23 protein-coding genes are annotated in these 24,217 nt (G+C 60.9%); 3 read left to right on the top strand and 20 right to left on the bottom strand.

Translation table 11 applies throughout. From position 1 onward, the window contains the following. Positions 1–55 precede the first annotated feature (55 nt). The 4 genes from RQ865_RS00115 to RQ865_RS00100 form a co-directional block, all read right to left on the bottom strand. Complete coding sequence (locus RQ865_RS00115; RefSeq protein ID WP_311476411.1) at positions 56–265, bottom strand: hypothetical protein; 210 nt, start codon at positions 263–265, stop codon at positions 56–58. Positions 266–319: 54 nt separating this feature from the next. After that, the gene (locus RQ865_RS00110; protein ID WP_311476409.1) at positions 320–691 is read right to left on the bottom strand and encodes a DUF948 domain-containing protein; all 372 of its coding nucleotides are present in this window, start codon (positions 689–691) and stop codon (positions 320–322) included. 123 nt (positions 692–814) lie between these two features. Then, entirely contained in the window at positions 815–1,441 is a 627-nt protein-coding gene (gene rpsD / locus RQ865_RS00105; protein ID WP_311476407.1) for a 30S ribosomal protein S4, read from the bottom strand. A 200-nt stretch (positions 1,442–1,641) separates the two neighbouring features. After that, positions 1,642–2,982 carry a replication-associated recombination protein A gene (locus RQ865_RS00100; RefSeq protein ID WP_311476405.1) on the bottom strand — a complete coding sequence of 447 codons (1,341 nt, stop codon included), beginning with the start codon at positions 2,980–2,982 and terminating at the stop codon, positions 1,642–1,644. A 121-nt stretch (positions 2,983–3,103) separates the two neighbouring features. On the opposite strand from RQ865_RS00100, the gene RQ865_RS00095 reads away from it, so the two are divergent. The 3 genes from RQ865_RS00095 (at position 3,104) to RQ865_RS00085 (ending at position 5,705) form a co-directional block, all read left to right on the top strand. Further along, positions 3,104–3,832, top strand: coding sequence for a peptidylprolyl isomerase (locus RQ865_RS00095; RefSeq protein WP_311476403.1), 729 nt, complete (start codon positions 3,104–3,106; stop codon positions 3,830–3,832). Positions 3,833–3,988: 156 nt separating this feature from the next. Continuing rightward, positions 3,989–5,218: a DUF349 domain-containing protein gene (locus tag RQ865_RS00090; protein ID WP_311476401.1), complete on the top strand. Its 1,230-nt coding sequence runs from the start codon at positions 3,989–3,991 to the stop codon at positions 5,216–5,218. A gap of 79 nt (positions 5,219–5,297) precedes the next feature. Further along, positions 5,298–5,705 (top strand): hypothetical protein, encoded by a 408-nt coding sequence (locus tag RQ865_RS00085; protein ID WP_311476399.1) that lies wholly within the window; start codon positions 5,298–5,300, stop codon positions 5,703–5,705. On the opposite strand, the gene RQ865_RS00080 is transcribed toward RQ865_RS00085, so the two are convergent. From RQ865_RS00080 to RQ865_RS00005, 16 genes are all read right to left on the bottom strand, one after another. Continuing rightward, entirely contained in the window at positions 5,702–7,933 is a 2,232-nt protein-coding gene (locus RQ865_RS00080; RefSeq protein ID WP_311476397.1) for a bifunctional (p)ppGpp synthetase/guanosine-3',5'-bis(diphosphate) 3'-pyrophosphohydrolase, read from the bottom strand. The two genes, RQ865_RS00085 and RQ865_RS00080, sit on opposite strands and share 4 nt — an antisense overlap. 65 nt (positions 7,934–7,998) lie before the next feature. Then, on the bottom strand, positions 7,999–8,976 hold the full coding sequence (gene secF / locus RQ865_RS00075; protein WP_311476396.1) for a protein translocase subunit SecF: 978 nt from the start codon (positions 8,974–8,976) through the stop codon (positions 7,999–8,001). Beyond that, positions 8,973–10,742: a protein translocase subunit SecD gene (gene secD / locus RQ865_RS00070; protein ID WP_311476394.1), complete on the bottom strand. Its 1,770-nt coding sequence runs from the start codon at positions 10,740–10,742 to the stop codon at positions 8,973–8,975. Before secD ends, secF begins: the two co-directional genes overlap by 4 nt. Positions 10,743–10,748: 6 nt before the next feature. Continuing rightward, positions 10,749–11,258 carry a preprotein translocase subunit YajC gene (gene yajC / locus RQ865_RS00065; protein ID WP_311476391.1) on the bottom strand — a complete coding sequence of 170 codons (510 nt, stop codon included), beginning with the start codon at positions 11,256–11,258 and terminating at the stop codon, positions 10,749–10,751. Between the two features lie 9 nt (positions 11,259–11,267). Further along, positions 11,268–12,287, bottom strand: coding sequence for a Holliday junction branch migration DNA helicase RuvB (gene ruvB, locus RQ865_RS00060; protein WP_311476390.1), 1,020 nt, complete (start codon positions 12,285–12,287; stop codon positions 11,268–11,270). Next, entirely contained in the window at positions 12,284–12,889 is a 606-nt protein-coding gene (gene ruvA / locus RQ865_RS00055) for a Holliday junction branch migration protein RuvA (protein ID WP_311476388.1), read from the bottom strand. The genes ruvB and ruvA overlap by 4 nt, the downstream gene beginning before the upstream one ends. A 4-nt stretch (positions 12,890–12,893) precedes the next feature. Further along, complete coding sequence (gene ruvC, locus RQ865_RS00050; protein WP_311476386.1) at positions 12,894–13,508, bottom strand: crossover junction endodeoxyribonuclease RuvC; 615 nt, start codon at positions 13,506–13,508, stop codon at positions 12,894–12,896. A 10-nt stretch (positions 13,509–13,518) separates the two neighbouring features. After that, the gene (locus RQ865_RS00045) at positions 13,519–14,286 is read right to left on the bottom strand and encodes a YebC/PmpR family DNA-binding transcriptional regulator (RefSeq protein ID WP_311476384.1); all 768 of its coding nucleotides are present in this window, start codon (positions 14,284–14,286) and stop codon (positions 13,519–13,521) included. A 44-nt stretch (positions 14,287–14,330) separates the two neighbouring features. Beyond that, the gene (locus tag RQ865_RS00040; RefSeq protein WP_311476382.1) at positions 14,331–15,602 is read right to left on the bottom strand and encodes a M18 family aminopeptidase; all 1,272 of its coding nucleotides are present in this window, start codon (positions 15,600–15,602) and stop codon (positions 14,331–14,333) included. A gap of 449 nt (positions 15,603–16,051) precedes the next feature. Beyond that, positions 16,052–17,539 carry a hypothetical protein gene (locus RQ865_RS00035; RefSeq protein ID WP_311476380.1) on the bottom strand — a complete coding sequence of 496 codons (1,488 nt, stop codon included), beginning with the start codon at positions 17,537–17,539 and terminating at the stop codon, positions 16,052–16,054. Next, positions 17,500–18,966 (bottom strand): M14 family zinc carboxypeptidase, encoded by a 1,467-nt coding sequence (locus RQ865_RS00030; protein ID WP_311476378.1) that lies wholly within the window; start codon positions 18,964–18,966, stop codon positions 17,500–17,502. Before RQ865_RS00030 ends, RQ865_RS00035 begins: the two co-directional genes overlap by 40 nt. A gap of 235 nt (positions 18,967–19,201) precedes the next feature. Further along, positions 19,202–19,834, bottom strand: coding sequence for a pyridoxal 5'-phosphate synthase glutaminase subunit PdxT (gene pdxT / locus RQ865_RS00025; RefSeq protein WP_311476376.1), 633 nt, complete (start codon positions 19,832–19,834; stop codon positions 19,202–19,204). 56 nt (positions 19,835–19,890) lie between these two features. Beyond that, positions 19,891–20,790, bottom strand: a complete 900-nt coding sequence (gene pdxS, locus RQ865_RS00020; protein WP_311476374.1) for a pyridoxal 5'-phosphate synthase lyase subunit PdxS — start codon at positions 20,788–20,790, stop codon at positions 19,891–19,893. Positions 20,791–20,912: 122 nt separating this feature from the next. Then, positions 20,913–21,407, bottom strand: a complete 495-nt coding sequence (locus tag RQ865_RS00015; RefSeq protein ID WP_311477022.1) for an HIT domain-containing protein — start codon at positions 21,405–21,407, stop codon at positions 20,913–20,915. Between the two features lie 89 nt (positions 21,408–21,496). Beyond that, positions 21,497–23,416, bottom strand: coding sequence for a threonine--tRNA ligase (gene thrS, locus RQ865_RS00010; RefSeq protein ID WP_311477020.1), 1,920 nt, complete (start codon positions 23,414–23,416; stop codon positions 21,497–21,499). Positions 23,417–23,655: 239 nt separating this feature from the next. Next, positions 23,656–24,063, bottom strand: a complete 408-nt coding sequence (locus RQ865_RS00005; RefSeq protein ID WP_311476372.1) for a hypothetical protein — start codon at positions 24,061–24,063, stop codon at positions 23,656–23,658. Positions 24,064–24,217 lie beyond the last annotated feature (154 nt).

Raw genomic sequence — 24,217 nt, 5'->3', positions numbered from 1 at the left:
ATTCGGTTCGTGAGCGGCTTGCTCGAGCGTGTGTGGAATGCGGGAGGCGTTGGGGCTAATCGCCCCGCTGGTCAATAGCGGAGTAGATGGCCTCGGTGCGTGCCCGGTAGCCGTCTTTGACCGCGCCGGTGAAGCCGTCGACAAATTCGTTGACGGATGCAAAGAACGCGCGGCCGCGTTCGGTTGAGTTGACCAGGTGAGCGGCAACGAAACCGATGGCGATTCCGCCGGCTACCAGTGCGGTGTTGCGCAGGAACGGACGCATGGAAATTCTCCTCAATTCAGCGTTACGAAGGCAGCTTGGTGGTTAGGAATTGGGCTAGTGGTTCTTGCGGCGACGGCGAGGACGCAGCGCTTGGAAACCGGCGCGAGCGGCAGCCGAAAAACCGGCAAGCTTGATGAGCGGGCTACCAACTGTGGCCGCGGTGAGTGCCACCAGTGAGTTCACATTGCTCGTCGTCTCGTGCACATTGCTGGTGATGGCGTCAACCTTGGCAAGCTGGCGGTTAGCTTCGGTGGCGCTGACGTGCAGTTCGGAAATAGTCGGCAGCAGCTCATCGGTGGAGGTGCGCACCGAACGGCGCAGTTCGGTAAATACGCCCGCAAGTTTGAGGATGGGTACCGCGAGCAGCAAGACCAGCACTGCAAAAGCGCCAGCAGCGATGAGGCCGGCAATATCGCCTACGGTCATGAGAATTTTCTCCTCGGTTTGTGGGTGGCACTGCTTTGCAGGTGCCGGAAATAGAATGGGGCGGGCTGTCTGCTGACAGCCCGCCCTCGATCTTAGCGAGCGACTCGGCTCGGCTGGTGATGGTTAGCGCGAGTAGTGCTCAACAACCATCTGCACATCGCAGATGATTGGCACCTCGTCACGCTTGGGACGGCGCTCAAGACGCGCCTGCAGCTTGTCGAGCTCGACCGACAGGTAACCGGGAACGGCGGGCAGCACCTCGGCGTGTCCGCCTGCGGCGGCGACCTGGAACATTTCCAGTTCTTCCGAGCGCGGCTTCACGTGGATGAGCTGACCGGGGGTCACGCGGTACGAGGGGCGGTCGACAATCTTGCCGTCGACAAGGATGTGACGGTGCACCACCATCTGACGCGCCTGCGCGGTGGTGCGAGCAAAACCGGCGCGCAGCACGAGTGCGTCGAGGCGCATCTCGAGCAGTTCAATCAGGTTCTCGCCCGATACGCCACCCATACGGCGGGCCTGCTCGAAGGTGTTACGCAGCTGCTTCTCGCGCAGCCCGTACTGGGCACGCAGACGCTGCTTTTCGCGCAGCCGGACGGCGTAGTCACCCTCAGTGCGGCGACGGGTGCGACCGTGCTGACCGGGAGCGTAGGGGCGGCGCTCCATGAGGCGAGCAGCCTTGGGAGTAAGGGGTACGCCGAGGGCGCGCGACATCTTTACCTTTGCGCGGGTACGCGACTTCTTCGACACGAAGTGTCTTCCTTTCGTTGTTGCGTTGGCGCGCGTGAGCGCGCAGAACCGTTGCTTCTCCGCCCCTCCCTTTGGAACTCGGGGCGTCAAACGCAAGATGTCCGCAGCCATACGGCAGCCGTTTCACATATAGCGCGAACTCAGCAACTTTAGCACTTTCTGCATCCAGCCGCATCCCGCTTCACCCGGGGGTGATGTGACTAGTGTCCCCGCGTGATGCGGCGCAGTTTTGCCAGCCGCTCGCGCAATTCACGCTCATAGCCGTGCTCGGTGGGCGAATAGTATTCGCGCCCCACCAATGGATCGGGAAGATATTGTTGCGCCAACACCCCAAACTCGGTGTCATGGGGATATCGGTAGCCTTTGCCGTGCCCCAAAGCCTGCGCACCCGGATAGTGCGCGTCACGCAGATGCGACGGCACCGACCCAATACCCCCGCGTTTTACCTCGGCAATCGCCTCATCAATTGCCAGATAGGCGGCGTTCGACTTTGGTGCAGTGGCGAGGTAGACCGTCGCCTCGGCCAGCGGGATGCGCCCCTCGGGCATACCAATCAGCTGCACTGTCGCCGCGGCCGCTTCGGCGACCACCAGCCCCTGTGGGTCAGCAAGCCCGATGTCTTCGGCCGCGAGAATCACTAACCGGCGCGCGATGAAGCGCGGGTCTTCTCCCGCAACGATCATCCGCGCCAAATAATGCAGCGCCGCATCCGGATCAGAACCCCGCACCGATTTAATAAACGCACTGACAACGTCATAGTGTTCATCGCCATTTTGGTCATAGCGCAATAGCGCCTGATCTGAGGCCGACTCAACATCGGCATCGCTTATCTCTGGGTGTTCCTGCGCCCGCGCCGCCTCGGCTGCAGCTTCGAGCGTTGTCAAGGCGCGGCGAGCATCGCCAGAAGCCAGTCGGATAATTGCCGACCGTGCCGATTCGCTCATAGTGAGCTCGCCACCGAGCCCCTGCGGCGCGGCAACGGCGCGGTCAATGAGCTCACCGAGATCGTCATCATCGAGGCTGCGCAGAGTCAGTAACAGCGATCGACTCAACAGCGGTGCAATCACCGAAAACGAAGGGTTCTCAGTGGTTGCTGCCACCAGCGTCACCCAACCTTGCTCCACTCCCGGTAGCAGGGCATCTTGCTGAGCCTTGGTGAAGCGATGGATCTCGTCAAGGAAGAGCACTGTGCCTTCACCGTAGAAATCGCGATGCCGCATCGCCTCTTCCATCACGGTGCGCACGTCTTTCACACCCGCCGAGATTGCTGATAGCTGCACGAATCGGCGGCTTCCGGTGCTCGCCAATGCCTGGGCGATCGTAGTTTTACCGGTGCCTGGCGGCCCCCACAAAATCACCGAGGTTCCCGCCGCCTCGGCAGCACTTGCATCGGCCAGCCGACGCAGTGGCGATCCCGAGCGCAGCAGATGCCGCTGCCCCACCACCTCATCAAGTGAGCGCGGCCGCATCCGGGCCGCCAGCGGCGCCGTGTTTGCGCCACCACCGGCGAGCGAAAAGCCCGGAGTCTGCTGCGTAGTCATCACCTGTCATGGTATGCCCCCTGACACAGCCAGACTGTTACGCTCCCAATTGCGCGCGAGCGCAGTAGACTCACCGGCGGATTGTTGTGCACGTTCTGGGCACAACTGATGCGGAGGAAAAGTGAGCAAATCAGCCAAGCAGCGCGCTACCGGCCGACGCCAGCGCGAGCAGGAAGCACGCCAGGTGGTCGAAGACATCCAGCTCGACCGCAAGCGCCGTGACGGACGTTTCGGTCTGGCACTACTGATTGCGGCAGTTGCGATGGCCCTTGCTTCACAATTGCTGTTTACCGCCACTCGCCCAACCGACCCCACCATCGTTGGGCTTCCCGACCCGTCGTTTGCCGAAAGCCGCGCCTGGACCGGCACGCTGACTCTGAACGACGACGTCACTATCGAGATCGAAATCGCCGGGGATAGAGCACCCCAGGCGGCCGCGAATTTCATTGCCCTTAGCCAGGCACATTTCTACGACAACACGCCCTGCCACCGACTCACCACCGAGGGGATCTACGTGCTGCAGTGCGGTGACCCAACCGGCACCGGTACCGGTGGCCCGGGTTACAGTTTCGGTCCCCTCGAGAATGTGCCCGAAGACGGCATCTATCCCGCGGGCACCATTGCGATGGCCCGCTCACAGGCTCCCGATTCAATGGGCAGCCAGTTCTTCATCGTGTACGAAGATTCCCCGCTTCCGGCACCCGGGTACACGGTATTTGGGCGGGTCACCGGTGGCATGGATCAGTTGCAGTCAAAGATCATCAACAACGGTGTCGCCGAAGCAATCGCTTCACCCACCGATGGGCCGCCCGCCCAGCCGGTGAACATCACTCGTATCGACCTGGAGTGAGCCAGCCTCGCCTACCCGCATGAGAGCGATATTTCGAGATGGCGCGCAGCAACCGTTTGCCGAAATCATCTAGCATGCGTTGGATACGCCCGTGCGAAGCAACTCGCACGCCACCGACGAGCACGAGCTCGACGAGCAACTGAGGAATCACCAGTCATGTCTGAACTCCCCCAGCACCCCTTCGGCCGAGTTGAAACCGACGGCACTGTCTATGTCACCGACGGCGGCGTGGAGCGCCAGGTAGGCCAGTACCCCGATGGCACCCCCGAAGAGGCGCTCGCCTACTTCACTCGGAAATACGATGACTTGGCCGGCCAGCTGCAATTGCTCGAACAGCGGGTACGTTCGGGCGCTAACCCGGGTGATATCGCCAAGGGTGCAAAGTCACTTCAGGAACAGCTCGTCACCCCCAACGCTGTCGGCGACCTCGAAAGCCTGCGCACTCGCCTGAACGCAATCAGTGCCGATCTCGAAAAACTCAGTGAGCAGCAGCACGAACAGCAACAGCAGCAGCTCGCCGAGGCGATCGCCCACCGCGAAGCGATCGTCGTAGAAATCGAACAGCTCGCGGCCCAGCCCCCGGCAAGTATCCAATGGAAGCGCACCTCGGCGAAGGTTGATGAGCTGTTCGCCCGTTGGCAGCAGCACCAGAAAGAGGGCCCACGCATCCCCAAGGGTGAAGCCAACGCACTTTGGAAGCGTTTCCGCTCCGCCCGCACTCACCTCGACTCGGAGCGACGCAAGTTCTTTGCCGGCCTCGACGCGCAGCACAAGCAAGCTCGAGACGCCAAGCGCCGCATTATCACCGCAGCCGAGGCCCTCGCCCCCAAGGGTGCCGACGGCATCCCTGAATACCGCCGGTTGCTCGACGAGTGGAAGTCGGTTGGCCGTGCCGGACGCAAATACGATGACGCGCTGTGGGCTGAGTTCAAGGCTGCCGGTGACGTGCTCTTTGCCGCCAAACATGAGATTGAGGCACGCGATAACGCCGAGTTTGCGGCGAACCTCGACGCCAAGCTTGCACTATTGAGCGAGGCTGAACCCATCCTCGAACTCACTGACCGTCACGAGGCTCGCAAGCGGCTCACCGGTGTCCAAACCAAGTGGGACGAGATCGGTCGGGTACCGAGGGAGCGTTTCAAAGAGATCGAGGAGCGTTTGCGCAAGATCGAGCAGCATGTGCGCAAACTCGATGACGATCATTGGAATCGCACCGACCCCGAGAAAGAGGCTCGCCAGACCGGTATGGCCTCGCAGCTGCAGGATGCAATCGCCAAGCTCGAGCAAGAGCTCGAACAGGCCAAGGCCAGCGGCAATAACCGCAAGATCAAAGAGGCCGAGGAAGCACTCGAAGCTCGCCGCCAGTGGCTGCGCGCAATCGGTTAACCGGCTGCACCAACGGTAACGAGTCACCTGCCTGTGGATAGCCCGGGCGGGTGACTTGTTTTTCGGTCAAGATCGTCTCGTGACCAATCACTCTTCTTTCGCTCCACACGTGCACGACTCGCTGCGCGGGCTGACCACGGTTGAGCTTGAAGCCATGCGACGTGACGGTGATATCCAGCGACACGGTATCGACGGCTACGAGTTTTATTTGCCAATCGGCGTGGTCCCCACCGCTTTCGACCGTGCGGCGAGTTTACGGCCGCTGTGGCTGCCGGGACGAGTGTTCGTCGAAGCGACCGCACGGTGGATCATCCGCGGCGGTCGCCCGCCAAACGAGATAGTGATCGCCCGCAACTCCACTCGACGACTGCCACCCACCGAACGAGTGCGTTGGCTAAACCGGCGCATCCCCGTCAAAAACCGGCTGCAAATCGCCGATGTTGAACTGTTTGTCCCCAGCGACTCGCCGCTGAGCAGCGGCGGTTAGTTGTTCCGCACTCGGTAAACATCGTAGATCCCCTCGATGCGGCGCACCGCTGCCAGCAGCCGGTCAAGATGCGTGGTATCGCCCATCTGAAAAGTGAACTTCGATACCGCCACCCGCGACTTTGTGGTGTGTACCGAAGCCGAAAGAATATTCACGTGATGCTCAGAAAGCACCTGGGTGATGTCGTTAAGCAGCCCCGCGCGGTCGAGCGCTTCCACCTGAATATTCACGAGGAAAAGCGCGTCAGAGTTGGGGGCCCACTCAACCTCGATTTTGCGTGATTCGTCGAGTGCCGACACATTATTGCAATCTGAACGGTGCACCGAAACGCCCTGCCCACGGGTCACAAACCCGACAATCTCGTCTCCCGGCACCGGCGTACAGCATTTTGCAACCTTCACGAGAATATCTGGCGCACCACGCACCAGCACGCCCGATTCGCTGGTAACTCGCGGCCGCACCCCCGCTTCGGGGGCAATCTCCGAGATCGAGGTTGCCGAATCCGACTCGGTGTTAAGTTCGGCGCGAAGTTTCTCGATCACGTTGTGACTAGAGACGTGGTTATCGCCAACTGCCGCGTAGAGTCCCGACACGTCTTGGTAAGTCAGCCGTGAGGCAACGGTGGCAATTGCCTCCTGCACCACATCCTGTGACATCGGGATTCCGGCACGCCGCATGGCTTTGGCCAGCTGCTCACGTCCCTGCTCGATGGCCTCGTCGCGGCGTTCTTTCGAGAACCACTGGCGGATTTTATTGCGCGCTCGGGGGGAGGCTACAAATTGCAGCCAATCTTGTTTGGGGCCAGCATCCGGGTTCTTCGAGGTGAAAATCTCGACCGTGTCGCCATTCACGAGTTTTGTGTCAAGGGGCACCAGCCGCGAGTTCACCTTAGCGCCCATCGTGCGATGGCCAACATCGGTATGAATCGCATAGGCAAAGTCAACCGGGGTGGCTTCTTGCGGCAGCCCAATCACCTTCCCCTGCGGCGTGAACACGTAGACATCGTTGCTGCCAATTTCAAATCGCAGCGAGTCGAGAAACTCCTGCGAGTCACTGGTTTCTTGCTGCCAGTCGTTAATGCGTTTCAGCCAGGCAAGATCATTGGTTTCGCGGGCAACGTTCTTGCCACCGGTGGCCTGCTGCTTATACATCCAGTGCGCAGCCACACCGTATTCCGCTCGCAGATGCATCTCTTCGGTGCGAATTTGAATTTCGACCGGTTTACCCTCCGGGCCGATCACTGTGGTGTGCAGCGACTGGTAGAGGTTAAATTTCGGTGTTGCGATGTAATCCTTAAACCTGCCCGGCATCGGCATCCAGCGTGCGTGAATAGCACCGAGTGCGGCATAGCAATCACGCACCGTATCAACGATGATGCGCAGCGCGACCAGGTCGTAAATCTCATCAAAGTCACGCCCACGCCGCACCATTTTTTGGTAGATCGAATAGAGCTCTTTCGGCCGCCCCACCACATCACCGCGGATGCGAGTTTCCCGCAGATCGGCACGCACCTGTGCCATCACCTTCGACAAATACTTTTCGCGCTGCGGCTGCCGGTCTTCTACCAGGCGGTTAATTTCTTGATAGATCTTCGGATGCAGCACCGCAAACGAGAGATCTTCCAGCTCATTCTTCATGGTCTGAATACCCATGCGGTGTGCCAGTGGCGCGTAGATCTCGAGTGTCTCAGTGGCCTTCTTTTTCGCCTTTTCGGGGGGCATATACCGCCACGTGCGCGCATTGTGGAGACGGTCGGCGAGCTTAATCACCAACACCCGAATGTCTTTCGACATCGCGATAACCATTTTGCGCACGGTCTCGGCCTGAGCCGAATCTCCATAGGTCACTTTGTCGAGTTTGGTGACACCATCGACGAGCATGGCAATCTCATCGCCGAAATCTTGAGTGAGCTGTTCGAGTGAGTAATCGGTGTCTTCTACCGTGTCATGCAGCAAAGCGGCAGCCACCGTCACCGGGCCCACCCCGAGCTCGGCGAGAATCTTCGCCACAGCGACCGGATGGGTGATATATGGTTCACCCGACTGCCGGAACTGCCCCTCGTGTTGCCGGCGGGCCACCTCATAAGCGCGTTGCACCAGCGGAATATCCGCTTTCGGGTCTTGTCGCCGAAGCGTGCGCACCAGCGGTTCAAGCTCCTGGTGGGCAACTGGTTTGGTGAAAATGCGCGCTACCAGGCCGCGCCGCGAGTTTGATCCCGTATCCGACACGTGCCCTCCTTCAACTGCGCGAGCTGTCACCGCAAGTTAGGACGCCGAGACCCTCGCGTAGCCGACTATTCTACGCGTGCCGCAGTCGCCTCAACCGCTTTGTCGTGCTCACGAACCTTGGCCTCTTGCATCCGCAGCCGAGCATACAGCGGCCCGGCGAGGAAGATCGTTGAGAGCGTGCCCACAATCATGCCGATGAACAGTGCCAGCGAGATATCTCGCAGTGTACCGGCTCCCATAAGGAACGAACCGATAAACAGGATGCCCGCCACCGGCAGCAGCGCCACCACCGAAGTGTTGATCGAGCGCACGAGCGTCTGGTTGATAGCGAGGTTTACTGAATCAACAAAAGTGCGGCCGCTGGTGCCGTCGAGCGGCGACGTGTTCTCACGAATCTTGTCAAACACCACCACTGTGTCATACAGCGAGTAGCCGAGAATCGTCAGGAAACCGATCACTGCAGCCGGGGTGATCTCAATACCGGTAATGGTATAGATGCCCGCGGTCACGACCAGATCGTGCATAAGCGCAAGTATCGCCGCCAACGACATCTTCCAGGTGCGGAAGTAGAACGCCATAAACACTGAGGCGATCACCAAAAAAACGGCCACACCGATGAGCATCTGGCGGGTAATATCCGCACCCCATGAGGGTCCGATCGTTGACACCGCAACATCACTGGTTTCGACCTGGTAGGCAGCCGCGAGGTCGGCACGTACCTGCAAGTTCGCCTCGTCCGTGAGCTGATCGGTCTGCAGTCGAATCGAACCATCGCCAAGTTCCTGCACGCGAGCGGGTGTCTCGGTCACTTTGGCGACCGCTTCGGTAGCCAGTGTCTGATCGGTGGTGGCGGGGTTCGAAACCTGAAATTCAGAGCCGCCGGTGAACTCGATACCGAGGTTGAATCCACCGCGCACCAGTGGTGCCAGCACCGAGAGCACGATCATGAGCGTCGCAATCGCAAATGCGATTCTCCGTTTCCCAACGAAGTTGATCGACCGTGCGCCGGTGTAGAGGTCGTTACCAAATTGCTGGAAGCTCACTGCTTGTCCCCCGTCGTCGCTGCTGTGGTTTCGGATGCGGCGCGCGCCTCAGCAGCCCGACGCTCGGCCAGGGTCTGCCTGCGCTGCGCTTCACCGGCAGCTCCCCTATTGCGCTTCGACAGCGCTCTGGTGTCTTTGCGCTGGCGCGGTGCGAACTCGCCGCGGCCGCGGTAGACAGCCCCCAATGCCCGCGGGTCAAGACCCGACATTGGGTGGCCGCCGCCGAAAAAGCGTGTCTGCGCCAGCAATTGCATCAGCGGGTGCGTGAACAGCGTCACCACCAACAGGTCGATCAGTGTGGTGATCCCGAGCGTGATGGCGAAGCCGCGCACATTGCCCACGGCCACAATGAACAGCACGCCCGCAACCAGGAAGTTCACCGCATCCGAAGCGAGAATTGTGCGGATAGCGCGGCTCCAGCCGTGTTCGACAGCGGCGGCGAGGGTGCGGCCCTCGCGAAGTTCGTCCTTAATGCGCTCAAAATAGACAATGAACGAGTCGGCCGTAATACCGATCGCCACAATCAAACCGGCCACACCCGCTAGCGAGAGCCGATAGCCTTCCTGGCTCGACAGGAGTGTCACCACGAGATAGGTCAGCCCTGCCAACAGCACCAGCGAGGCAACGGTCACAAGCCCGAGTGCACGGTACTGCACGAGCGAATAGATCACCACCAGCGTCAAACCGATCGCACCGGCAATTAGGCCCGCCTGCAGTTGCCAACTGCCGAGCGTTGCCGAGATGGTCTGGCTCGACTTGGTTTCGAAGTTGAACGGCAGCGCACCGAACTTGAGTTGGTCGGCCAGTTCTTTGGCCGACGCCTCGGTAAACGAACCACTGATCTGTGATTTGCCATCAGTGATCACCGCTTCCGCCGTTGGGGCGGTGATGACTCGGTTATCCATCGTCACCGCGAAGCGGCCCCGGCTCTGATCGAGCTGTCCGGTTTCTGGATCGGGCTGGGTGAGATAGCCGTTCAGTCGGGTGGTTACTTCGCGGAACTGTTTAGTGCCGGTGTCGTCGAACTCGAGGTTGACCACCCACTGCCCCGTGGCGACACCCTGCGAGTTCGTTCCCATACCGGCGGTTGCGTCGCGTATCGACGAGCCTTCAATTTCTACGGGACCAAGCAGATACTTTTCGGTGCCGTCGGTGTTGCAGGTGACAAGCGGCTTTTTCGGGTCGGCAATCTGTGTCGTCTGGGCCTGCTCGGCGGCGCAGTCGTAACCGGCAAATTCGATCAGCCGTTCGCTTGTCACCTGCGATTTATCGCTGGCATCGGTGGGTTCAGGTTCAGGCTCGGGGTTATTCGGGTCGACGCCGAGGTCTTCGGGGCTGAGTTCCTGCACATTGGTCGCTTCGGTAGCCAGCAGCACCGGACGGAACTCAAGCTTCGCGCTCGATTCCACCCGGCGACGGGTCTCGTCATCCATCTCACCCGGCACCGAAACGACCACATTGCGACCGCCCTGGGTGGTGATTTCGGCTTCCGAAACACCCGCAGCATCAATCCGCTGGCGAATAATCGACACCGCCTGCGCCATCTGGTCTGGTGATGGAGCCGCCTGCCCCTCGGCCAGTTTGGCTTCCAGCACGACCTGGGTGCCGCCCTCAAGGTCGAGAGCAAGTTTCGGCACCCAGCTGCCCTGCTGCCAGTTCACAGCCACCCAGTTGAGGGTGGTCAGCGCCAGCACGATCAGGGTCAGCCAGATAAGTGAATTGCGCGCTGCCCGTGTGGCAGCCGATGTTCGATTCTTCCCAGCCACGTGCCACTAAGCCTTTGGTTGTTCGTTGTCGGCTTCGTCGTTACCGTCTTCTTCGGGCAGATCTGCGGCGTCGGCAAGCGAAGTGGTCACTGCGTCAGATTCAGTCGCGACCGACTCGGCTGGGGTGCTGTTCGCCGAGTCATCGACCACCGAGGTGTTGTCGGTCAGTGAGCTGGCATCGTCAGGTACCACCACTTCGGGGCTGATCACATTCACAATAGTTGCCAGGTGCACTTTGAGGCTGGTACCCGGTGTGCTCTCGATGATGGCAATATTCTCATCGCTGTCAACCTCAGTCAGGGTGCCGAAAATACCGCCCTGGGTCATCACCTCAACCCCGGGAGCCAGTTCAGCACGCATCTGCTGCTGGCGCTCCCGGTTCTTCTTGTTGGAACGCCACATGAACACCATCATGAGTACGAGGAGAAATAGGGGCAGCAAAAGCGCGAGGTTTTCTTGCAAGATGAACTCCCAGAGTTGGTTGATGCGGTCGGCTGGTATTGCCCAGCACGGCAAACGAACCGATTATAAGCCAGGCGTCTGCATATCAAGATGCTCATAGGCCGCAGGTGTGGCGATCCGTCCACGCTGCGTTCGAGCAATCAGCCCGGTGCGCACCAAGAACGGCTCTACTACCGATTCGACCGTATCGGGTTCTTCCCCCACCGTTACCGCCAGAGTGCGAACACCAACCGGGCCACCCCCAAAGCGCTGAATGAGCGCCCGTAACACTTCTCGGTCAAGACGGTCAAGACCCCGCGCATCCACGTCGTACAGTTCTAGCGCTGCGCGGGCTGCCGCCACATCCAGCGCGGTATCGTGCACGAGTGCCCAGTCGCGCACGCGGCGAAACAGGCGGTTCGCGATGCGCGGCGTGCCGCGCGAACGACGGCCGATTTCAGCGAGCGCATCAGTTGCAGCTTCCACGGCGAGCAGGTTCGCGGTGCGGTGCAGCACCCGCTCAAGCTCGTCATCATCATAAAATTCAAGATGCGCGGTAAAACCGAATCGATCCCGCAGCGGTGCCGGTAAAAGTCCGGCGCGCGTGGTGGCTCCCACAACCGTGAATCGCGGCAGTTCAAGCGGCACCGACTGGGCACCGGCACCCTTGCCAACCATGATGTCGATGCGAAAATCTTCCATCGCGAGATAGAGCATCTCTTCGGCGGTGCGTGCCATGCGGTGAATCTCGTCGATAAACAGCACTTCGCCCTCGACCATGCTCGAAAGCACGGCCGCGAGATCACCCGCGTTCTGCAAGGCCGGGCCCGAGGTGAGGCGCAACGCGTTGCCGGTTTCTTCGGCGACGATCATCGCGAGGGTGGTCTTACCAAGCCCGGGCGGGCCAGCCAGCAGGATGTGGTCGGGGGCACGACCGTCGAGTTTCGCGGCGCGCAACAATAGATCAAGTTGTGTGCGTACTTTTTGCTGCCCAACAAATTCATCAAGCGTGCGCGGCCGCAGCGATGATTCAAACTCGAGTTCGGCGGTAGATTGCAATTCTTCCGGCAGTAGCCGGTCGTACTCGTTAGTCGCATCCATCATCGCCGGTTCCCCAGTTCTTGCAGCGCGGCTCGTAGCAGTGACTGCACATCGCGGGCATCATCGGCGCCGCGTTCAAGCACTGCTTCTACCGCGGCCGCCGCCTGTTTCTGCTGGGTTCCAAGCCCCACCAGCGCTTCGATCACATCGTCGGCCACCACGCTCGTGGTCGGGTTCACGGCCGGTTCAGTAGCTGCAGGTTGCGCTACCGCGAGTTTGCCCTTCAATTGCAGCAAGATGAGTTTGGCGGTTTTTGGGCCCACCCCGGGCACCGTCTTAAAAGCGCGCTCGTTATCGTTGGCTACGGCCTCGGCGAGTTCGGCAGGGCTTAGCTGACCCAGCACCGCCATCGCCGACTTCGGGCCCACTCCCGATACCGAGATGAGCAGGCCAAACACTTCGCGCTCGGCTATGTTTCGAAAGCCGTACAGCTGCAGGGCGTCATCGCGCACCACCAGTTCGGTGACGATGGTCGTGTGCTCCCCGTTGCGCAACTGCAGAGCGTGCGCGGCCGTGATGAGCACTCGATAACCAACGCCCTGCACATCGAGCACGGCCGAAGCGGCGCCGATTTGAACAATAGAACCGGAAAGCTGGGCAATCACGTCGCTAGCCTAGGCGGCGACGGGGCCGTTTCGCGGCTGCTTCGGCGGCGAGCCACGCTTCCTGAGCCGGGGTGCTGGCCCGCTGCACGGCCGAGTCGACCGAACCGTGATTGCGTGAATGCGGCGCGATTTTCGCAATCGGCGATTGATAGGCGGCGCAGATGGCAAGTGCCAGCGCATCGGCAGCATCCGCCGGTTTGGGTGCAGACTTGAGCCGTAAGATGCGCCGCACCATCTCCTGCACCTGGGCTTTGTCAGCACGGCCGTAACTGCTCACAGCAGCTTTAACCTCGCTCGGAGTATGGAGTTCGGTGGCGACGTCGCGACTGGCGGCTTCGCGCAGCACGATGCCGGTGATTTGGGCCACACCCATCACGGTGTTGAGGTTGCGGGCCTCAGCGAAGACCCGCTCGATTGAGACAGCGTCGGGCCGATATTTATCGAGCAGTATCTCGACCGCATCACCGATCACCTGCAACCGCTTGGCTAGGTCGCTATCGACATCGGTGCGCACCACATCCACGTGCACCAGCTCACAGCGGCGCGCGTTTGCGACATCTATCACACCGACCCCGCACCTGGTGAGGCCGGGGTCGATGCCGAGAATCCTGCGTGACATCTGCGCGCAGCTACTCGTCTTCAGCGTCAAGCTGTGTCTGAACGTCGTCAGGAATCTCCATATTGGTGAACACGTTCTGTACGTCGTCAAGGTCTTCGACCGAGTCGATAACGCCGAGCACTTTCTTGGCAGTTTCAAGATCGACTGGCACGGTCACATTTGCCACGAACTCGGCTTCTGCCGACTCGTAGTCAATACCAGCTTCCTGCAAAGCGGTGCGCACGGCCACCATGTCACTGGCTTCGGTGCGCAGCTCGAAGGTCTCGCCGTGGTCAATAACCTCTTCGAGGCCGGCTTCAAGACCGGCTTCGAGCAGCGAGTCTTCATCGGGCTGGCCATCTTGTTTGGCGACGGCGATAACGCCCTTACGCTCAAAGTTAAACGACACCGAACCGGGGTCGGCCATAGTGCCACCCGCCCGGGTCACCGCGAGTCGGGTCTCGGCTGCGGCACGGTTCTTGTTGTCGGTGAGGCACTCGATGAGCATGGCGACACCACCTGCCGCGTAGGCCTCGTACATGATGCTGTCGTAACTCACCGCCTCCCCGGTGAGCCCGGCACCGCGCTTAACCGCACGGTCAATATTGTCGTTGGGAACCGACAGCTTCTTCGCCTTCTGGATGGCGTCAGCGAGCGTCGGGTTACCGGCTGGGTCGGGACCACCCATCTTTGAAGCGACTTCGATACCCTTAATCAGCTTCGCGAACGACTTGGCACGCTTGGCGTCAATAGCCGCCTTCTTGTGCTTGGTAGTCGCCCATTTGGAGTGTCCGGCCATATTCCTTCCGATCCGGTTGAGATTCGTAGAGACAGCAGTTTATTTTACTGTGCGCTCACCATGAAGCGGCCCAGAACTCGACTGAGCCCGTCAAGATCGTCAAGCACCGCGAGCTCTCGTGCCGAGTGCATCGACAAGATTGGGATTCCCACATCCACCGTACGAATACCGAAACGGGTGGCAATAAACGGCCCTACTGTTGAACCACAGGGCATGATGTTATTCGAAACAAACCACTGCACCGCAACGCCAGCGGCTTCCGAGCACGACCGCCACAGTGCCTCACCGGCACCATCGGTGACATAACGCTGATCGGCATTGATTTTGATGATCGGCCCCTTACCCGCTATGGGGCGCACCGCATCGTCATGACGTTCGGGGTAGTTCGGATGGACGGCGTGCCCGACGTCACTAGACACCACCCAGCTGGCGGCACGTGATGCACCGCGCTCTTGCACGTTAGCTTCGGGCTGAAGGCGTTCAAGTAGCTCGCCAAGCAGCGGCCCTGCTGCCCCGGTGCGGGTTGCTGACCCGACCTCTTCATGATCGAATGCGGCGAGCACCGAGACCCCAGCTGCGGGCTGGTTTTCGATAAGCGCGCGGGTTCCAGCCCACACGCTCGCCAGATTATCCACTCGGCCGGATGCGATGAGTTCACCTCGGCTGCCGATACGTGCGGGGGCCTGCGAGTCGACAAAGAAGACGTCGAAGCCGCGAATATCTTCAACCGCCACACCGGCAGTCGTGGCCAAAAGCTGCAGCGGCTCGGTTCCTTCAGCCAGCCCGAGCACCGCGTGTGTGTGCTGCTGCTGGTCGAGTTTGAGCCCATCGGCGTTAACGCGCCGGTCGAGATGAATGGCGAGCTGCGGGATGCGTGCCACCGGTTCGGTTGCCACCAGCGTGGTGCTGCCATCAGCAAGCACTAGGCGACCGGCCAGTCGCAGATCGCGGTCGAGCCACGAGTTGATCAACGGTCCCCCATAGACTTCCGCATTGAGTGAGCACCATCCGGCCCGCTCGGTGCTTGGCACCGGCTTGAGTCGGAAGCCGGGTGAGTCGGTGTGGGCGACTACCACGCGGTAAGGAGTGGTGTTTGTCACTGTCTCGGGGGTACGCCAGGCGATCACCGCGCCGTCCCGCACAACAACGCGACCCTTCGGTGCGGCACCGCCCCAGTCATCAGCGTCACCGAGCCGGGTAAAGCCAGCCGCTTCGAGCCGCGCCGCAACGCTTTCGGCCGCGTGATACGAGCTGGGTGAAGCGACAACGAGATCAGAAAAGTCCGAAAATACTTCCTGGTGTGACAGCACAGACATGCCCGTCACTCTAGCGCTGCCCACCGAGAGAAACTTCCGGAGTCGGTAGTCACACGTCCACTCCCCCGGCCGCCGCGAGTTTGACCCTACGCCACGATCGCCGCACCTGCCCCGCATCACTCCTGCACCAGCCCCGCACCTATCGCGCACCAGCCCTGCAGATTTTTGTTTCCTGACTGCATCCCAGTTGATGAAATTTGTTTCCTGACTGCATCCGGTTGAAGAGATTTGTTTCCTGGCTGCATCCCTGTTGAAGAAATTTGTTTCCTGACTGCAAATCAGCCGACTTCGTGCCATTTCCGACCAAAACTCGCCACGATGCAGCCGAAAAACAAAAATCAGGAAACAAAATTCTGAGGCCAGGAAACAAAATTCACCAGCCGGGGGTGCGGCACGAGGGGCGGATGCAGTTTTGCTGCATCCGCCCCTTGAATTAGCTGGTGTCGCTGCTACTCGGCGTCGATTCGACGACGGTTGCGTTCACGCGCCAGCAGCGCCGACCCGAGCACGGTGAAGATGACAATCATCGTGCCAAGGGGCAGCATCGACACGTCGGCACCGGTCGTGGCCAGCGCCCCTGCCTCCGAATCCTGTCGACCACCTGCCTTGGGAGTGTCGGCCGGGATGGCGGTTTCTTCGGCGGTGCCCGTCGGCAGAGCTGTCTCACCCGCACCGGTCAGAGCTGCGGTGGGCACGCCCGGCGCCTCGGTGGGGCCCGCGGTGCCGGTCGGCTGCGGTTCGCCGCAGTCGGGCGCCGTCGCGGGAACACCCGCCGGCGCCAACCACTCGATGGTGCGACCGATCCACAGGTAGCTGCCAATCGGGTGGTTACGGAAATTGACCGTGTGCCCGATCAGCACCATGCGAGGTCCGTCCGATTCGGCGTTAACGGTCACCACCGAGGGTTTACCGGCCGCATCCTCCACGGTTGCGCCATCACCCGCACCCCAGTGACCCGAAACGAAGGTGTCCGCGTCGGCATAGCGCTGCTCTACCCGCACATTGCTACCAAGGTTCTCGTACCAGATGGCCGGATAAACAAAAGCGGTCTGCAGTGAATCATCCAACAGCGGCGCATCCACCGCGTCACTCACCCGCACAATACCGTTAGAGGTATCCGGCCCAGACGTCGCGGTAATCTCGGCAACACCAAACTGTGTGGCAATCGTGGCAGCCGTTTCGCCCTCACCGGCGACGCCCTTACCCGCATCCAAATAGGCCTGCAGCTGCTGTTCGGCGTTGCTGCCGGCCTCGATCTTGAACCTGGCGGTGTCTCCGATCCAGAGCACATCGATGCTGTCGAGGGTGACACTGCCGTCTTCGAGCGCAGCTACTGACACCTCGGTGAGATCGGTGAATCCGAGCTGTTCGAAGGCAAACCGCTCTTCGGGTGCACCCACGTATCCGATCCGCGGCTGGGCGTAGCCCCGGTTTGCCTCGCACAGTGCTTGACCGTCGGTGCCCGAGAAACGCACCCCGTAGCGGTCGACAATCTGCTGCACGGTATCGGCGGTCGCGGCATCGGTGCCGATAATGAAACGTCCGTCATCGAGCACCGAAACCGGGATGCCCGCAGCCAACAGTGCGTTAACGGCCTGGTATTCGATGGGCCCGGTGGGAATGAGCTCGAGATAGTCGCCAGCCGCGGATGCTTCAGCCACCGAGCTGTTCGTCACAGCAGCAGCTGTCACAGTGTCGCTAACCGGCAACTCGAGTGCTTCACCACTGGTGCCGTGACGGTCGACCGTGACACCCCACAGCAGCGGTAGACTCCACGCCGAGATGTCGTACATTTCGGGCACCCGCTCGCTGATGTCCTGGCCATCAGCCAGCAGCGCGTTCGCGAGACCTCGCAGCGGCTGATGCATGTCGACGACATAGCTTCCGGCAGGATAGGTCACGCCACCGAGCGTGAACTCGCCGGGAGCCTGCTGCACCTCGATGTTGTGGTGCAGCAGTTGTTCGACCAGCAGCCCGGCATTCGTCTCGGAGCGCTGGGTGTCACCAAGCGGGTCACATAGGCCCGCGGGAACTCGGTGGTGTAGACGTCGGTTTCGTCCCAGATTTCCGCCCACTGGTTCGGTTCGGGAACCGAGGCAGGGTCGATATCGGCGGGAATATTTACTTTGGCTTCACCGGCCTTACCGCGACGGAATACCTCCAGCTGGTTCGCCTGGACTTCATCCGATTTTTCGCCGATGTAGGCGATGAACGAATCCATGGCGACATTACCCACCTCGATATTGATACGGGAGTTGCGCTGGTTCGTTTCGGTGTCGTCGGTGCGGCCGTGCGGCAGTTCGACCGTGTTGGTGATCGCCCCGTAGAAGGTCAGGTATTGCGGCGTAAAGATCGGTGGCCAGTCGTCCCAACCCTGGCGAATATCACGGTAGGGAATCTTGATCTTGCCGGTGTTTGTCTCGGTGGGCGTGCCGTCTTCACCCAGGTAGGTGTTGCCCGGAATATTAGCTTCGACAACGGCCTGTTCGGCAGCCAGCGCCATGTCGTAGGCGTGCGGCAGGAACAGATCGTATTCGTAGTTTTCACCGTGGGGTGGGCCGGTTGGTTCCACCTGTAGCACTCGGGTGTAGCCGTGCAGGTCGATGTAGAAAGTCGGCTGAATCACAGGAGCGAGATCGCGCAGCACTCGCGATTCTGGCGTTGCCGAAGTGATCATGTCGCGGTTTGCGTCGTAGTTTTCGGCATTGCGACGGGTGCCATTGTGGCGACCGTCTGGGTTCATCGACACCGTGAAATAAAACCGGTGCTTTGCCAGCAGCTCGTTGGTCTGCTCGCTCGTGTCGGTGCTCAGTTTTCGGATCGAATCGAGGGCAATATCGGTGCCCTCCCACTCGTTACCGTGGATATTTGCGTTAACCCACACCGGCACCTTGTATTCGGCCAGTTCGGCGTCGGTGACCGATGCCGCATCGTCACGGATGCGGTCACGCAACTCGGCCTGCCGAGCGGTTTCGGTTTCGCTCTCGGGGGCGGTCACGGTTACGAGATAGATGTCTCGCCCCTCAACGCTATGCCCCACGACCTGTGCCGAAACCCGGTCGCTGGCCGCCATCACTTCGTTGATGGCCGGCGCGATCTCGTGGTAGGGCATAACGCCTCGGGCAATCGAGGCGTCATCGTCACTGGCTTCGGGCACCGGCAGCGGTTGCTGCTGCGGATATGAGCTCGGTGCCACATAGTCGTCAGCGGGTGCATGCGTTATTGGGCGGGGTGACAGTTCGTCCGCGGCGGCGTGCTGGGTTGTCAGCGGATAGCCTGCCAGCAACGTTGTCGTCATTGCCAAAGCGGTTGCTGCGGCAAGGATGCGACCACGTGACAAACCCCGCTGGGTTTGAATTTGCATCGTTGCTTTTCCTTCCAGACCGATCGCGATACGGCCCCTTTGCCGCATCCAGATGGGTCTGGCGACATGGTAGCCGACCGGTTCAAGACGAGTTAACCGACGGTTACGGGATGGAAAACAGTTTGCCCCGCGAACCAAAAGTTTTCGGTTCGCGGGGCAATCGCGGCAGCGAGGTCAGCTGCCCGCTACTGGCTGCGCCGATGTTGGATGCCCGGTCACTGGCTGCGAGGTTGCGCTAGTTTGCGGCCTGCTGCTGTGCGGTCACCCGGCCGGTTTCGTCGGTAATGATGAGCCCTGCCGCATCCACCTGCCGCAGAAAATATTCGTGCCAGCGCCGCTCACCGGCGGCAGCAGCCTGGCGGCGGCCACCAGCGGCGCGGACATCGCCATAGGCGAGTTCGGGGTGGAACGACAGCCCCAGTAGATTCCCCTGTTCGACGGCCACGATTCGATCGTCAACGCTCGCGAGCACGCGCACCTTGTCCCCCACCGATTCAACAATGGGTGCGCGGATGAACACGGCCCGGCACGGCTCCACACCGAGCTCAGGAACCTGCAAATCGGCCTCGAACGAATCAACCTGCGAGCCGAACGCGTTACGACGCACGAGCACATCCAGACCGCCGAGGGTCAGCTGCCCCTCGATCCCGTCTGCGATCCGGTCGGCCAACATAATGAGTCCGGCACAGGTGCCGAACACCGGTAGCCCGCCCGAAATCGCGGTGCGGATGGGTTCGCGAACGCCATAGCGGCGGGTGAGCTTATCCATCACGGTCGATTCGCCGCCGGGCAAAACCAGGCCTGCGAGCCCGACGAGGTCGCCGGGCTCGCGGACTCGCCGCACCGGGCGACCGAGCGTTTCGAGCATCTGCTGATGCTCGCGCACAGCCCCCTGGAGCGCGAGAATACCTACGGGTGCTTGGCTCACCAGCCGCGCTCAGCGAGCTTGTGCGGAGCCGGCAGGTCGGCCACATTAATACCGACCATGGCTTCACCGAGACCGCGCGAAACATCGGCGATCTTACCGGGGTCGTCGAACGAGGTGGTCGCCTGTACGATAGCGGCGGCGCGGGCCTCGGGGTTACCCGACTTGAAAATACCCGAGCCAACGAACACACCATCGGCGCCGAGCTGCATCATCATGGCGGCGTCGGCCGGGGTGGCGATACCGCCGGCAACGAACAGCACCACCGGCAGCTCGCCGGTTTCGGCAACCTCGCGCACGAGGTCGTAGGGTGCTTGCAGTTCCTTAGCGGCAACGTAGAGCTCGTCTTCGCTCTTGCCCTGCAGCGCGCGGATTTCACCACGGATCTGGCGGATGTGTTTCATCGCCTCCGAAACGTCACCGGTACCGGCTTCACCCTTCGAGCGGATCATCGCGGCACCCTCGTTGATGCGGCGCAGTGCCTCACCGAGGTTCGTTGCACCACACACGAACGGCACGTCGAACTGCCACTTGTCGATGTGGTTAACGTAGTCGGCGGGGCTGAGCACCTCCGACTCGTCGATGTAGTCGACACCGAGGTGCTGCAGCACCTGGGCTTCAACGAAGTGGCCGATACGAGCCTTTGCCATCACCGGGATCGAAACCTCAGCGATGATCGAGTCGATCAGGTCGGGGTCGCTCATGCGCGCCACGCCGCCCTGTGCGCGAATGTCGGCCGGCACGCGTTCGAGCGCCATAACCGCAACGGCACCGGCGTCCTCGGCAATGCGAGCCTGTTCGGGGGTGACGACGTCCATGATGACGCCGCCCTTCAGCATTTCAGCCAGACCGCGCTTGACGCGGTCGGTACCGCGGGCAGCGGAAGTCGATTCAGACATGAGTTCCTTCCTTGGATTGTCTACAGCGATGGAGAATGCCGTTCATATTATCTGGGATTGCTGAGTGAAGCACGTATATCACTTTGGTGTCCGCGCCCAGTCTCAGTACACCGTGCCCTCGCTCAGTCTGCAAACCAGGCGTCTGCGAGCAGCTGCCGCAGATCCCCCAACAATTGTGGTACCGGCTTCGTCTTACCAATGATTGGCAAAAAATTTGAGTCACCAAACCAGCGCGGCACGATGTGCTGGTGCAGATGCCCCGCCACCCCGGCACCCGCGACCTCGCCCTGATTCATACCGATATTGCAGCCGGCCGTATTTGACACTCGCTCAAGCACCCGCATCGCCCGCTGCGTGAGATGCGCAATCTCAAGCACCTCATTGTCGGTGGCCAGATCGTAGGTGGGAATGTGACGGTAGGGACACACCAGCAAATGACCCGAGTTATAGGGATACAGGTTCATCACCACATAGGCAAACTCACCACGAGCCACGATGAGCCCCTCCGCGTCACTCTTTTTCGGCACCGCACAGAACGGACACTCGGCATCCGGTTCACGCCGCTCATCCCCCGAAGTAACGTAAGTCATCCGGTGCGGCACCCAGGTGCGCTGCATTGTATCCGGCACCCCGGCAAACTCACCCGCCGAACGAAGCTCGACACCGTCGAGTTCACCCTCGGGAAAGCCCAGGAATCCACCAGCCACTACAAATCCTGTTCGGTATTGATGTTGCGGTGCTCGCGAATCGCCCGGCCGATCAGTTCAACCGCCTCAGCAACCGACACACCGTTGCGCTGCGAACCGTCACGGAACCGGAACGAAACCGCGCCGGCCGATCGGTCATCTTCACCCGCGATCAGCATGACCGGCACCTTCGCCTTGGTGTGGTTGCGAATCTTTTTCGGCATCCGGTCATCCGAATCGTCAACATAGGCCCGCACGCCCGCAGCCCGCAGCTGGTCGACAATCTCATTGAGATAGTCAGCGTATTCCTCAGCCACCGGGATGCCCACCACCTGGTCGGGGGCAAGCCACATCGGGAACGCGCCGGCGTAATGCTCCACAAGCACACCAAAAAAGCGCTCAATCGCGCCAAACAGGGCTCGGTGAATCATCACCGGGCGCTGGCGGGTGCCGTCAGCGGCGGCGTACTCGAGATCGAAACGCTCGGGCAGATTGAAGTCGAGCTGGATGGTCGACATCTGCCAGGTGCGACCCATCGCGTCACGAGCCTGCACCGAAATCTTGGGGCCATAGAACGCGGCACCCCCCTCATCTGGCACGAGTTCCAGACCAGACTCTGCTGCCACCTCAGCGAGCGTCCGGGTTGCTTCCTCCCAGACTTCGTCGTCACCAACGAACTTCTCGGGATCCTTCGTCGACAGTTCGAGATAGAAGTCGTCAAGGCCGTAGTCTTGCAGCAGTGACAGCACAAAGCTGAGCGTCTTCGCGAGCTCATCACGCATCTGTTCACGGGTGCAGTAAATGTGCGCGTCATCCTGCGTGAATCCGCGCGTGCGGGTCAGGCCATGCAGCACACCCGACTTTTCATTGCGGTACACCGTTCCGAACTCGAACAGCCGCAGCGGGAGTTCACGGTAGCTGCGCGAACGTGCCGAATAGATGAGATTGTGCATCGGGCAGTTCATCGGCTTCAGGAAGTATTCCTGGCCCTTTTTGACAATATTGCCCTCGCCATCGCGCTCTTCGTCGATCTGCAGCGGTGGGAACATACCGTCGCGATACCAGTCGAGGTGCCCCGAAACCTCATACAGATGCCCCTTGGTGATGTGCGGGGTGTTCACGAACGAGTAGCCCTCGGCAATGTGGCGGCGGCGCGAGTGATCTTCCATCTCGAGCCGAATGATGCCGCCGGCCGGGTGAAATACCGCGAGCGATGAGCCGATCTCGTCAGGGAACGAGAATAGGTCGAGCTCTTTACCAACCCGTCGATGGTCGCGTTTGGCGGCATCCTCAAGACGGGCCTGGTAGGCACGAAGCTCTTCCTTCGATGGCCAAGCGGTGCCGTAGATGCGCTGCAGCATCGGATTTTTTTCGCTGCCGCGCCAGTAGGCGCCCGCGTTACGCAACAGCGCAAAACCGTTACCGATGTATCGCGTCGAGGGCAGATGCGGCCCGCGGCACAGGTCGTACCAGCAGATTTCGCCGGTCTTCGGGTCGACATTGTCGTAGATGGTGAGTTCGCCCGACCCCACCTCTACGTTTTCGTTGTCGGCCGAACCGGCGTTGCCTTTGAGACCAACCAGTTCAAGCTTGTAGGGCTCGTTTGCGAGTTCCTGCTTGGCCTGCTCGTCACTCACCACGCGACGCGCGAAGCGCTGGCCCTGCTTGATAATGCGCTGGGCTTCTTTGGTGATCGCTTTGAGGTCTTCAGGGGTGAAAGGTTCGGCCACATCGAAGTCGTAGTAGAAGCCGTCCTCGATGAACGGGCCAATGCCAAGCTTCGCGCCCGGATGGAGCCTCTGCACCGCCTGCGCGATCACGTGCGCGGTCGAGTGCCGCAGAATGTCCAGCCCGTCCGGCGAGTCGATCGTCACCGCCTCCACCTCGTCGCCGGGCACGACCTCCCGGAACAGGTCGCGCAGCTCACCGTTTACGCGCATCGCCACCACCGGGGGCTGCTTGGGTGCGTCAGCAAATAGGGCAAATCCGTCAGTGGTCTCGGTCACCTCGACGCGGAAGGGTGCGACAGCAGGATCAATTGCGTCATTTGACACGAGGTTCTCCTCAACGATTTGGCCGGTGGGCAAAGCACGACGCCGCGATACGGCGACTAAACCATCAGTCTACGTCGTACGCCGCGGCGCTTCGGCATGAACCGGTGAAACTCACCGACTCGATGTCAATAGATGGTGGTTCCGCCGAGCTGCTCGACGAAGTTCTCGGGGTTCGGGGTGTTGACCACCCAGTTCTCACCCACCAGCAGGTGAGTTGTGGTGGCGAGCTGCTGTGCGCGAGCCACCACCTCGGGAATCTGATCGGGGTTGTGATAAACGGCCAGCACGGTCGAATCACCGCAGCGGCCGGCTTCGGCGTCGTAGTCACCCGGATCGACCGGTTCCCAGCTGTCGCACTCACCACCGGCTGTAACGAACGCAGCTTTGAGTTCATCCAGCGTTTGATACTCGGTTGCCTCGCCGAAGATCGTGGGTTTGGCCTCGTCATCACCACCGTCGATGAGCGAGCATCCGGTGAGTGTCACAGCCGAAATCGCAAGCGGCGCAGCTAGCCGCCACAGTGAAAACTTCATGCTGTCGATCCTACGTCGGGTGGCGCGACCGCTCTCGCGCAGCTGCTGTGGATGCGAAACCAACTAAAAACACCCCGGTGATTAGATCTCCGGGGTCGAATGGAGCGGATGACGAGACTCGAACTCGCGACCCTCACCTTGGCAAGGTGATGCG

The sequence above is a fragment of the uncultured Gulosibacter sp. genome, assembly GCF_963509965.1.
GTDB lineage: Bacteria > Actinomycetota > Actinomycetes > Actinomycetales > Microbacteriaceae > Gulosibacter.
This window is presented reverse-complemented; position numbering and strand designations above follow the sequence as displayed.

Excerpts from the sequence above, each read along its gene's own strand:
- RQ865_RS00030 (WP_311476378.1), bottom strand. The coding sequence starts at position 18,966 with ATGCAAATTCAAACCCAGCGGGGTTTGTCACGTGGTCGCATCCTTGCC.
- RQ865_RS00110 (WP_311476409.1), bottom strand. The coding sequence starts at position 691 with ATGACCGTAGGCGATATTGCCGGCCTCATCGCTGCTGGCGCTTTTGCA.
- pdxT (WP_311476376.1), bottom strand. The coding sequence starts at position 19,834 with ATGCTCGAAACGCTCGGTCGCCCGGTGCGGCGAGTCCGCGAGCCCGGC.
- RQ865_RS00045 (WP_311476384.1), bottom strand. The coding sequence starts at position 14,286 with ATGGCCGGACACTCCAAATGGGCGACTACCAAGCACAAGAAGGCGGCT.
- ruvB (WP_311476390.1), bottom strand. The coding sequence starts at position 12,287 with ATGATGGATGCGACTAACGAGTACGACCGGCTACTGCCGGAAGAATTG.
- RQ865_RS00115 (WP_311476411.1), bottom strand. The coding sequence starts at position 265 with ATGCGTCCGTTCCTGCGCAACACCGCACTGGTAGCCGGCGGAATCGCC.
- RQ865_RS00040 (WP_311476382.1), bottom strand. The coding sequence starts at position 15,602 with ATGTCTGTGCTGTCACACCAGGAAGTATTTTCGGACTTTTCTGATCTC.
- RQ865_RS00090 (WP_311476401.1), top strand. The coding sequence starts at position 3,989 with ATGTCTGAACTCCCCCAGCACCCCTTCGGCCGAGTTGAAACCGACGGC.
- ruvC (WP_311476386.1), bottom strand. The coding sequence starts at position 13,508 with ATGTCACGCAGGATTCTCGGCATCGACCCCGGCCTCACCAGGTGCGGG.
- RQ865_RS00005 (WP_311476372.1), bottom strand. The coding sequence starts at position 24,063 with ATGAAGTTTTCACTGTGGCGGCTAGCTGCGCCGCTTGCGATTTCGGCT.
- thrS (WP_311477020.1), bottom strand. The coding sequence starts at position 23,416 with ATGCGCGTAAACGGTGAGCTGCGCGACCTGTTCCGGGAGGTCGTGCCC.
- RQ865_RS00100 (WP_311476405.1), bottom strand. The coding sequence starts at position 2,982 with ATGACTACGCAGCAGACTCCGGGCTTTTCGCTCGCCGGTGGTGGCGCA.
- RQ865_RS00015 (WP_311477022.1), bottom strand. The coding sequence starts at position 21,407 with ATGCAGCGCACCTGGGTGCCGCACCGGATGACTTACGTTACTTCGGGG.
- pdxS (WP_311476374.1), bottom strand. The coding sequence starts at position 20,790 with ATGTCTGAATCGACTTCCGCTGCCCGCGGTACCGACCGCGTCAAGCGC.